The sequence below is a fragment of the Streptomyces sp. NPDC029216 genome (genome assembly GCF_040648015.1).
GTDB lineage: Bacteria > Actinomycetota > Actinomycetes > Streptomycetales > Streptomycetaceae > Streptomyces.
Window position 1 is genome coordinate 1 of the sequence record NZ_JBEZWL010000201.1, and the last position, 10,520, is coordinate 10,520.

At 73.7% G+C, this 10,520-nt stretch carries 10 protein-coding genes; 4 read left to right on the top strand and 6 right to left on the bottom strand.

All coding sequences use genetic code 11. The features are described from left to right. The coding region (locus tag AB0F18_RS36315; RefSeq protein ID WP_362068871.1) for an SDR family oxidoreductase at positions 1–1,154 on the bottom strand (1,154 nt) is incomplete at its 3' end. Between the two features lie 192 nt (positions 1,155–1,346). On the opposite strand from AB0F18_RS36315, the gene AB0F18_RS36320 reads away from it, so the two are divergent. Both AB0F18_RS36320 and AB0F18_RS36325 read left to right on the top strand, forming a co-directional pair. After that, a complete protein-coding gene (locus AB0F18_RS36320) occupies positions 1,347–2,729 on the top strand; it encodes a zinc-dependent metalloprotease (protein WP_362068874.1) in 1,383 nt (460 codons plus the stop codon). Beyond that, entirely contained in the window at positions 2,726–3,268 is a 543-nt protein-coding gene (locus AB0F18_RS36325; RefSeq protein WP_362068877.1) for an NUDIX hydrolase, read from the top strand. The genes AB0F18_RS36320 and AB0F18_RS36325 overlap by 4 nt, the downstream gene beginning before the upstream one ends. Before the next feature lie 60 nt (positions 3,269–3,328). Here the strand turns inward: AB0F18_RS36325 and AB0F18_RS36330 are convergent, their stop codons facing one another. The 4 genes from AB0F18_RS36330 to AB0F18_RS36345 all read right to left on the bottom strand — a co-directional run bounded on the left by AB0F18_RS36330 (position 3,329) and on the right by AB0F18_RS36345 (position 7,304). Next, positions 3,329–4,084, bottom strand: coding sequence for an AIM24 family protein (locus AB0F18_RS36330; RefSeq protein ID WP_362068880.1), 756 nt, complete (start codon positions 4,082–4,084; stop codon positions 3,329–3,331). A 17-nt stretch (positions 4,085–4,101) separates the two neighbouring features. Next, positions 4,102–4,782: an AIM24 family protein gene (locus tag AB0F18_RS36335; RefSeq protein WP_351879530.1), complete on the bottom strand. Its 681-nt coding sequence runs from the start codon at positions 4,780–4,782 to the stop codon at positions 4,102–4,104. Positions 4,783–4,802: 20 nt separating this feature from the next. Continuing rightward, positions 4,803–6,596, bottom strand: coding sequence for a TerD family protein (locus AB0F18_RS36340; protein WP_362068883.1), 1,794 nt, complete (start codon positions 6,594–6,596; stop codon positions 4,803–4,805). Positions 6,597–6,764: 168 nt separating this feature from the next. Beyond that, positions 6,765–7,304 (bottom strand): M48 family metallopeptidase, encoded by a 540-nt coding sequence (locus tag AB0F18_RS36345; RefSeq protein ID WP_362068886.1) that lies wholly within the window; start codon positions 7,302–7,304, stop codon positions 6,765–6,767. A gap of 228 nt (positions 7,305–7,532) precedes the next feature. On the opposite strand from AB0F18_RS36345, the gene AB0F18_RS36350 reads away from it, so the two are divergent. Further along, entirely contained in the window at positions 7,533–8,642 is a 1,110-nt protein-coding gene (locus AB0F18_RS36350) for a ThiF family adenylyltransferase (RefSeq protein ID WP_362068889.1), read from the top strand. 137 nt (positions 8,643–8,779) lie between these two features. Continuing rightward, the gene (locus AB0F18_RS36355) at positions 8,780–10,108 is read left to right on the top strand and encodes an AarF/ABC1/UbiB kinase family protein (protein WP_362068891.1); all 1,329 of its coding nucleotides are present in this window, start codon (positions 8,780–8,782) and stop codon (positions 10,106–10,108) included. Between the two features lie 37 nt (positions 10,109–10,145). Here AB0F18_RS36355 and AB0F18_RS36360 read toward each other — a convergent pair whose 3' ends face one another. Further along, a complete protein-coding gene (locus AB0F18_RS36360) occupies positions 10,146–10,352 on the bottom strand; it encodes a hypothetical protein (protein ID WP_362068894.1) in 207 nt (68 codons plus the stop codon). Positions 10,353–10,520 lie beyond the last annotated feature (168 nt).

Sequence of the window (10,520 nt, forward strand, 5' to 3'; positions counted from 1 at the left end):
CGCCGACGGGCCCGGCGGACCGCGGCGGCCGCGCCGAGCAGGGCCACCGTCGCGCCGGCGGCTCCGGCGGCCGTGGCGGCGTCCTTGCGGCCCAGGCGGCGGCCCGCGACGGTGTGCCGGCCCGCCACCTCCTGGAGCAGCTCGGCCAGCACCTCCTCGTTGGTCCAGCGGGGCCGCCAGCCGGCCGCGTGCAGCCCGCTGACGCTGACCACCCACGGGTGCATGGTGTACGCGAGGTCCCCGGCCGGGGACGGGGTCAGGCCGATCCGGTGCAGCCGGGCCGCCGCCCCCAGGGCGACCGCCGAGGGCAGCTCCATGCGGCGGATCCCGCTGAGCTCCTCGACCTCCTCCTGTTCCAGCCAGCCCTCGCAGCCGACGGCCAGCTCGCCCTCCACCTTCTCCAGCGCCGCGTACTCCAGGGCGCTGACCAGGTCCTCGACGTGGCAGAACTGCCAGGTGGGCCGGGAGCCCGCGACGACGAGCAGGCGCGGGGACTCGAAGTACCGGGTCAGGGCGGTGTCCGTGCCGCCGACCAGCACGGCCGGGCGCAGCACGGTCACGTTGAGGCCGGGGTGCGCGCGGGGGGCGCGGCGGCCCAGGCGCTCGATCTCCAGGAGGTCGCCGACGCCGGTCGCCTCGGCGGTGGCCCGCAGCTCGGAGTCCTCCGAGAGCGGGATGTCGTTGTCGGGCAGGGCCCCGTAGACCATCGCCGAGGTGCAGAGCACGACCCGGTGCACCCCGGCGGCCGCGGCGGCGGTCAGCACGGTCTGGGTGCCGCGTACGTTGTACGCGGTCCGGGCGGCGGGGTCGGTCTCCAGGTCGAGGTCGAGCGCGAGGTGGACGACCACGTCCGCTCCGCGCAGCCGGTCGGCGATGGCGGGGTCCCGGACGTCCAGGACGTGCCACTGCGCGTCGGCGCAGTCCCCGCGCCGCTCGTCGATGGCGATGACCTGCTTGACCTCGTCGGACTCGGCGAGGCGGCCCACGAGCGCGGCGCCGACGCCGGAGGCGGCCCCGGTGACCGCGATCACGGGGCTGCGGCGGCGGGGGGCGGCCTCGTTTCGCGGCTGGCGAACGCCGGGGGCGCTGTCGCCGTGCTCAGGGCGGTTTTCGGCGTCGTGCGGCGCGCGAGCCTGCGGATCTGGGGAACTCACCGGGCGTCTCCAGCGGTTGTCTTCAGTGGGGACGCGCCGTGACGCGTACCCACCAGGTGATGTCCATCCTGCCGCAGCCCAGGAGTCGGCGGAGCACCGAGCCCGGAAGCGGGAGTGGTGTCTACGCTGGGTGGTGTTGTCGGACCATTGCCCGTCGGCACCCGCCGGCGGCCCTACGAGCCGAGGAAACCCGTGAGCGACACCCCATTCGGATTCGGCCTTCCGCCGGAGGAGCCGGAGGACGGCGACAAGGGCAAGAAGGGGGGCCAGGGCGGCCCCGGGAATCCGTTCGGGTTCGGCCCCGGCGGCCTTCCCGGCGGTGCGGACAATCCGTTCGCCGCGATGTTCGGTTCGATGAACCCGAACGACCTCGGCGCCGCCTTCCAGCAGCTGGGCCAGATGCTGAGCTACGAGGGCGGTCCCGTGAACTGGGACATGGCCAAGGACATCGCCCGCCAGACCGTCGCGCAGGGCACGGCGGACGGCGTGAAGGACGCCAGCGTCGGCGTCGCCGAGAAGTCGGCGGTCGAGGAGGCGGTGCGCCTCGCCGACCTGTGGCTGGACGGTGTGACCTCCCTGCCGTCGGGCGCCAACGCGGCCGTCGCGTGGAGCCGCGCCGAGTGGGTCGAGGCGACCCTCCCGGTGTGGAAGGAGCTGGTGGACCCGGTCGCCGAGCGCGTCGGCGCCGCCATGGGCAGCGTGCTGCCCGAGGAGATGCAGGCCATGGCGGGCCCGCTGCTCGGCATGATGCGCTCCATGGGCGGGGCCATGTTCGGCCAGCAGATCGGCCAGGCCGTGGGCGTGCTCGCGGGCGAGGTCGTCGGCTCCACCGACATCGGGCTGCCGCTGGGCCCGGCCGGGCGGGCGGCGCTGCTGCCGCTGAACATCGAGAGCTTCGGCAAGGACCTGGGCGTTCCCTCGGACGAGGTGCGCCTGTACCTGGCCCTGCGCGAGGCGGCGCACGCCCGCCTGTTCGCGCACGTGCCGTGGCTGCGCTCGCACCTGTTCGGTGCGGTCGAGGGGTACGCGCGGGGCATCAAGGTGGACACCTCGAAGCTGGAGGACGTGGTCGGCCAGCTCGACCCGTCGAACCCGGAGCAGCTCCAGGAGGCGCTGCAGGGCGGTATGTTCCAGCCGCAGGACACCCCGGAGCAGAAGGCGGCCCTGGCCCGCCTGGAGACGGCGCTCGCGCTGGTCGAGGGCTGGGTGGACGCCGTGGTGCACGAGGCGGCCAAGCCCCGGCTGGCCTCGGCGGACGCCATGCGCGAGACGATGCGCCGCCGGCGTGCCTCGGGCGGCCCGGCGGAGCAGACCTTCGCCACGCTGATCGGGCTGGAGCTGCGGCCGCGCCGGCTGCGGGACGCCTCGCGGCTGTGGGCCTCGCTCACGGACGCGCGCGGGGTGGACGGCCGCGACGGTCTGTGGGAGCACCCGGACATGCTGCCGACGGCCTCCGACCTGGACGACCCGGACGGCTTCGTGCACCGTGAGCACCTGGACTTCTCGGAGATCGACAAGATGCTAGGTGAGGCTGCCGAGAAGCGCGACCAGGGTGAGGGTGAAGAGAAGAAGTGAGTCTGCACGAGGACGCCGTACTGGTCCTGAAGGCCTTCGAGGGGCAGGACGAGCAGCAGCGCGACCTGCGGGAGGTCTACCTGGAGCACCTGGCGGAGCATCCGGACGGCATGTACAAGCCCTGCCAGGCGGGGCATGTGACCGGCAGCGCGCTGGTGATCGACCCGGTGCGCGGCCGGGTCCTGCTGACCCTGCACAAGAAGCTCGGGCTGTGGCTGCAGATGGGCGGTCACTGCGAGCCCGGTGACAGCACGCTCGCCGGCGTCGCGCTGCGCGAGGCGGTCGAGGAGTCGGGCATCGGCTCCGGGCTGACGCTGCTGGAGGGCGGGCCGGTGCGGCTGGACCGGCACCCGATCCCGGCGCCGTGCAACTGGCACCTGGACGTGCAGTACGCGGCGCTGGCTCCGGCCGGCGCGGAGGCGGAGATCAGCGACGAGTCGCTGGACCTGCGCTGGTTCCCGTACGAGGAGGTCGCCTCGGTGGCCGACACCTCGGTGGTGCGGCTGGTGGAGGCGACCCGGGCGCGGCTGGGCGCGTAAGGGTGTGACGTGACGGAGGGGCGGACCCTGTGGGTCCGCCCCTCGGTCATGTCCGCCCGGTCAGTTCCAGACGTTGTTCTGGTTCTGGGCGTGCGCGCCGTGCTGGCCCATGCCGTACTGGGCGGCGAGGCCCTGGCCGAGCTGGGCGTTCTGCGGGGGCAGTACCTCGCTGGGCTGCACCAGGGCGAAGCCGGTGCCGAGGAAGCTGAGCTCCCAGCCCTCGCCGGTGTTGCCGCGGCGCCGCCAGACGCCGGTGGAGTGGGTCTGGGCCTGCATCTGCACGCGCAGCGAGGTGGACCAGGCGACGATGGCGTCGGCGTCGGCGTTGACGTACTTGTCCGGGGTGACCTGCATCATCAGCGGCTGGCCGGAGGTCATCAGGGCGACCTTGCCGCGGCCGGTGATGTTGAGCTGGTACTTGCCGGAGCCGGAGATCCCGTACTGGCTGTCCACCGCGATGACCTCGGCGTGCAGGGTGGAGTCCATGGCCAGGACGTAGCTGCTGTCGACGGTCAGGCCGTCCTGGTCGACGTCGAGGACGTGGACGTGCTGGGCGAGGTTCGCGAAGTAGACCGTGCCCTGCCCGGAGCAGCGCATCAGGTCGAGTCCCTCGCCCGTGCGGTGGCGGGCGCCGCGCTGGCTGCTGCTCTGGTACTCGCCGTCGAAGTCGACGATGCCCTGGTAGGCGACCATCGAGCCCTTGCGGGCGAGGACGTCGTCGGAGCCGGCCAGGGTGACCCGCAGCAGCTGCGGGTTCTGGACGGTGTAGCGCTCCTGGGACTGCTGCTCGGCGTGGCCGAAAAGTGAGCTCTGCATGGTGTGTCCGCTCCCCCTCAGCCCCGGGTCCGGAGCCGGTCGGTGCTGTCCTCGCTGGGCTGTACGACGACGATGCCCTGGCCGGAGAAGGCCATCTGGTAGGCCTCCCCGCTGCCCCGGCCGATCATCGACGAGGCCTTGAAGCTGCGCTTCCCCTTGACCTTGAGGTTGGGGGACCAGGCGACGAGCGCGTCGGGGTCGACGTACGTCTCGTCCTCGCCGCGGCCGCAGTCGACGACGATCGGGGTGCCGCGGGAGGTGATGGCGACCCATCCGGTGCCGGAGACCTGGACGTTGAACAGGCCCTGGCCGGCGAACTTCGCCATGCCCTTGACCCGCTCGACGCCCCACTGCAGGTGGGCGTCGAAGGCGAGCAGGTTGGTGCCGTTGACGGAGAGGGCGTCGTTGTTGAGGTTGATGCAGACGACGTCCGCGCCGTAGTCGGCGAGGTAGAGCAGGCCGTCGCCGGTGCACTTCATCAAGGGAGCGCCCTCGCCGGTCAGCCACTGGGAGGCCATCTGCCGTACGGCGGGCGGGTTGGGCTCGTACTGGACGAAGCCCTCGTAGGCGACCATCGAGCCGGTGCGCGCGAAGAGGTCCTGGCCGCTCTGCATGGCGACCTTGAGCATGGCGCGGCCGTGGTTCTCCATGCGGGCCGTGACGGGGGTGGGGGCGTAGCCCGCGAGCTGCTGGTTCATGGGGTTCATGTCGGGCTCCCTCAGACCTCGTACGGCTGGACGACGATGAAGTTGCCGGGGGCGCCGCGGAACTGGAGGTTCACGGTCTCCCCGCTGTGGCCCGGGTAGGCGTTGCGGCGCAGCCGGACCTGGCTGGAGACGATCACCTGGGAGGCCGCCGACCAGGCCACGATGGCGTTGCTGTCGGCGAAGGTGGTCGGGGTGACGGGCAGGACGACGGGGGTGCCGTGCGTCTTGACGATCACGGTGCCGGTGCCCTGGAAGAGCATGGTGAACAGGGCGCCGCCGGGAATGCCGTGGCCCTCGATGCGGCGGACCTCGTGGTGGAGGGACTCGTCGAAGGCGAGGACGCTCTCGGAGGAGACGCAGATGCCGTCGCCCTGGAGCTCGATGGCGTGCAGGTGGGCGCCGTTCTCCGCGAGGAAGACCTGGCCGCGGCCGGAGCAGCGCATCAGCTGCATCTCCTGGCCGGTGGCGTTGCCGACGATCCGGCCGGCGAAGCCCGCGCCCTTGTAGCTGAAGTCGACCTTCCCCTGGTAGAGGACCATGCTGCCCTGGCGGGCCAGGACGGGCTGGCCGCCCATCGCCAGGTCAACCCGCATGAGCTGCTGGTTCTGCGCGGTCCAGCGGGAGCCCGTGGGGGCCTCCTTGTACAGCTGGAGCGCGGCGGCGAGGCCCGGTCCGGCCCCGGGGGCGGCCTGCGGGGCCGCCTGGCCGTAGGGGGCCGGGGGCTGCTGGCCGTACGGGGGCTGGCCGGGCTGGGGGTAGCCCTGCTGGGGCTGCTGCTGCGGGTAGCCCTGCTGCTGGGGGTAGCCCTGCGCCGGCTGCTGCGGGTAGCCCTGCTGCTGCGGGACCTGGCCGCCGTACGAGGGCTGTGGCTGCTGGCCGTAGGGGGCGGGGGCCGGCCCCGGGGGCGGGACCTGGCCGCCGTACGGGGGCTGCTGCGGCTGGCGGCCGCCGCCGTACGAGGGCGGGCCGGGCTGCTGCGGCGGGTGGGGCGGCTGGCCGTAGGGGGTCGCCGGGGCGGGCGGGGTCAGCGGGCCGACCATCGTCGGGGCCGAGTGCACGGCCGGGGCCGGGGCCGGGGCTGGGGCCGGGGCCGGGGGCTGCTGCTGGGGCTGGGCGTACGGCGCGGGGGCGGGCGGCTGCTGGTGGACCGGGGCGCCGTAGGACGGCGCGGGGGCCGGGGCCGGGGCGGCGGCCTGGGCCGGCGGGGCGAACGACGGGGCGGCGGCCTGCGGCTGGGCCGGGGCCGGGGCCTGCTGCGGCTGCTGCTGCTCCTCCTCCTCGGCGACCTCGCCGCCGAAGTGGGTCAGCAGCGCGGCGAGCCCGCCGTCGAAGCCCTGGCCGACGGCGGCGAAGCGCCAGACGTCCTTGCGGTAGAAGTCACCGATCATCAGGGCGCGTTCGGTGCTGAACTCCGAGCCCGTGAACGAGTACCGGACGACTTCCTCGCCGCCGGCCACGATCCGGATGTAGCCGGGGCCGATCTGCGACATCTGTCCGTCGCCGTCGAGGGTGGCGGTGAAGGACAGCTTGTGGATGGACGCGGGAACCTGGTCCAGAGTCACCCGGAAGGACTCGGTGTCGCCGGCCTGCGCTCCGAGCTGCTGGACGGACTCCTCGGGCGACTTCGGCTGGTTGTAGAAGACGAAGTAGCGGTCGTCCGACAGCCGCTCGTCGGCGTCGAGGCCGAAGCAGCTGATGTCGAAGGTGAGTCCGGGCCCGGCGATCTGCACACCCACGTACAGATCGGTGCCCGCCGTCAGATCACTGATCCTGGCCTTGTGGCCGCGTTGGAATTCCCTGGCCATATGTCCGACCGTCCCCCGTCCCGAGTGTGAGTGCGTGGCTGCGTGCCTGCTCGATCCCATGCCGCCGGCTGCGTGCGCGCGATGGTGTGCCGCTCAGGCTAACGGCTCCGGCCGACATCCGGGCAAGCCGGTACCGACCCGGTACACATCGCGTTCCGCACGAGAAGGTCATTCCTCGCGGGCGGCCGGAATGCGGGGGAGCCGCTCCGCCGCGACCACTCCTTCGAGGAAGCCGCGGGCCCGCTCGGTCTTCGGGTACGCCTCCAGCAGCGCCCAGAACCGGGGCCCGTGGCCGGGGACGAGGAGGTGCGCCAGCTCGTGCACCAGCACGTAGTCGACGACGTACTCCGGCATCCCCTGGAGCCGGTGGGAGAGCCGGATGCTGCCTTCGGCCGGGGTGCAGGAACCCCAGCGGGTGTTCTGGTTGGTGACCCAGCGGACCGAGCGGGGGCGGGCGCGGCCGCTGAAGTACTGCTCGGACAAACGCTCGGCGCGTTCGGTGAGTTCCGTGTCGCCGAGGGTGCGCCTGCTCTCCTGGGCGGCGAGCTTGTCCAGCATGACGCCCACCCAGCGCCGCTCCTCCGCCTCGGACATGCGGGCAGGGATCAGGACGATGGTCCGGTCACCCTCGCGGTAGGCGGACACGGTCCTGCGGCGGCGCGCGCTCCGGCGTACTTCGACGGCGCGCTGGGGTGGGTCGGCGGACACGCCTCGAAGGTACCCGGTCGCCGTCGCGGAAGTCCCGCACGTCCGCGGTTCGAACAAGATCCCTGCGCGAGCGCCCCCGGACGCACCCGGAAACCACCCGGAAGCTCCCCCTCCCTTTCATCTCATATGCCCAATACCCCCTGCCTGTGGACAAATTTCCACACGGGCCGCGGCGGCCGGGCATCGTGACGGAGGAACACGAGGACACGGCGACAGAAGGAGGCGGCGATGTATCCGAAGGTGAAGCCGGCGCTGGCACGGGCGTGGCGGGACCTGCAGACGGTGCAGTTCGGGGTGACCCCGGCGCACGCGGTGGTGCTCGGCCCGGTGGACACGGCCACCGGTTCGCTCATCGACCGGATCGACGGGACGCGCGGCATGGAACTGCTGCGCGCGGAGGCCGAGGGGATGGGACTGCCGGAGGGACTGGCCGACGGGCTGGTCCGCCGGCTCGCGGGGGCCGGACTGCTCGACGACGCCACGGCGGGCGGGCCCCGCGCCCAGGCCGTGCGGAGCCGGCCGGAGGCGCTGGAGCGGCTGGGGCCCGATCTGGGCTCGCTCTCCCTGGTGCACCGCGAGCCCGGGGGTGACTTACGGGGCATCGCGGCCCGCAGGGCGATACGGGTCCGGGTGCGCGGCAGCGGCCGGGTGGGGGCGGTGATCGCCGCCGTGCTGGCGGGGGCCGGGGTGGGCCGGGTCGAGGTGCTCGACGGGGGCCGGGTGGAGCCGGCCGACGTGGCACCGGGCGGGCTGGGCCCGGGGAGCGTGGGCCGGCTGCGGGCCGAGGCCGCGCGGGCGCTCGTACGGGAGTCGGCCCCGGGGCGGGCTCCGCGCGAGGGTGACCCGGAGGGGCCCGGGCCGGAGGTGGCGCTGGTGGTGGTCGCGCCCCGGGACGGGCTCCAGGCATGGGCGCCCGATCCGGCGACGGCCGCCGACTGGGTGGCGACGGGGACCCCGCACCTGTACGCGGGGGTGCTGGAGGGGACGGGGCTGGTCGGGCCGCTGGTGCTGCCGGGGGTGACGGCCTGCGCCGGGTGCATGGAGCGCGAGCGCGTCGGCCGGGACCCGGCCTGGCCGCGGATGCTGGTCCAGTGGAGGTCGGCACACCGGCGGCGGGAGGGGGCCGCCTGCGACCTGGGGCTGTCCACGGCGGTGGCCGGCCTGGCCGCGGCCCACGCCCTGGCCTTCCTCGACGGCCGCCTGCCCGCCTCCACCGGCTCCCGCTGGGAGGCCGCCCTGCCCGGCCTGCACTGGGAGCGCTCGGGCCTGGACCCGCATCCCGACTGCCCGTGCGGGGCGGCGGTACCGGCGGCGGAGCCCGGGGCGGTGCGGTCGTGAGCGGCCTGACTCCGGCCGGCTCCGCGGGAGGTGCCCCGGTCCGGTGGGCGGGACGGCCATGGCAGGATGCGTCGGGGGGCCGAGGGGCGCCTCGAACGGCCGCTCGCGGCACAGCAGTCTGGGAACTGGAGGGGCGTATGTCTGATCTTCCCCGGAAGGCGGTCACCCGCACGGTCAAGCTGGCCGCGCTGCCGCTCGGCATAGCGGGGCGGGCCACCTGGGGGCTGGGGAAGCGGATCGGCGGCAAGTCCGCCGAGATCGTCGCCCGTGAGCTCCAGCAGCGCACCGCCGAGCAGTTGTTCCGCACGCTCGGTGAGCTCAAGGGGGGTGCCATGAAGTTCGGGCAGGCCCTGTCGGTGTTCGAGTCGGCGCTCCCCGAGGAGGTCGTCGGGCCCTACCGGGCCGCGCTGACCAAGCTTCAGGAAGCTGCTCCTCCGCTGCCCGCGGCGCGGGTGCACCAGGTGCTGGCGGAGCGGCTCGGTGAGGACTGGCGCGAGCTGTTCGAGGAGTTCGAGGACAAGCCGGCCGCGGCCGCCTCGATCGGGCAGGTGCACCGGGCGGTGTGGCACGACGGGCGGCAGGTGGCGGTCAAGGTCCAGTACCCGGGGGCCGGGGAGGCGCTGCTGTCGGACCTCAAGCAGCTGGGCCGGTTCGCCGGGCTGCTGGGGCCGCTGATCCCGGGCATGGACGTCAAGCCGCTGATCACCGAGCTGCGCGACCGGGTGGCGGAGGAGCTGGACTACGAGCTGGAGGCCGAGGCGCAGCGCACCCATGCGGACGCCTTCGACGGGGACGACGACGTGCTCGTCCCGGACGTCGTGCACCAGGGCGACCAGGTGCTGGTGACGGAGTGGTTGGAGGGCACCCCGCTGTCGGAGGTGATCGCCGACGGCACGCAGGAGGAGCGCGACCGGGCGGGCCAGTTGCTGACCCGGTTCCTCTTCTCCGGTCCCGCGCGCACCGGGCTGCTGCACGCCGATCCGCATCCGGGGAACTTCCGGCTCATCACCGGGGCGGACGGCCGGATGCGGCTGGGCGTGCTGGACTTCGGGACGGTGGACCGGCTTCCGGGCGGCTGGCCCAAGCCGATCGGCCGGTCCCTGCGGATGACCCTGGACGGGGACGCCGAGGGGGTCTACGGGCACCTGTGCGCCGAGGGGTTCGTGAAGGAGTCCATCGACCTCGACCCGGACGCGGTGCTCGACTACCTCAAGCCGATCATCGAGCCCGCCGAGGCCGACGAGTTCACCTTCACCCGGCCGTGGCTGCGCGGGCAGGCGGCGCGGATCGCCGATCCGCGCTCTCCCGCCCACCAGTTGGGGCGGCAGATCAACCTGCCGCCGTCCTACCTGCTGATCCACCGGGTGACGCTGAGCACCATCGGGGTGCTGTGCCAGCTGGGTGCGACGGTGCGGCTGCGGGACGAACTCGACGCCTGGCTGCCGGGGTTCCCGCCCGAGGACTGAGTCCCGGGGCGGATGGGGCCGACGGGCTGAGCGGGTGTCACCACCAGGCGGAGTCGAGCCGGCCCTCGATCGCCCGGAGGTTGGCGCGCGCGCAGTCGACGCAGAAGTACTGTCTGGTCCCGTTCTCCACCGAACAGGTCCAGGTGGGCGGGGCGCCATTGGGGGAGCGGGCGCCGCAGCGCGCGCAGACGACGGACTGGTCCTCGGGTCCCGGCTTGGCGGGCTGGGGGGTCGGCTGGTCCACCACCAGACGATATCCCCGAGGGACCGCGCCGGGCTCCGCAACGCACCGGAGGGACCGGTCCGTTCGGACCGGTCCCTCCGGTGGGTGCCGTCGCCGGCCGGGGGGGGGGGGCGGCGGGGGCGCGCGATGCGCGTTGAAGACGGGTTGGTGGCCGAGGTCGGGTCGGGG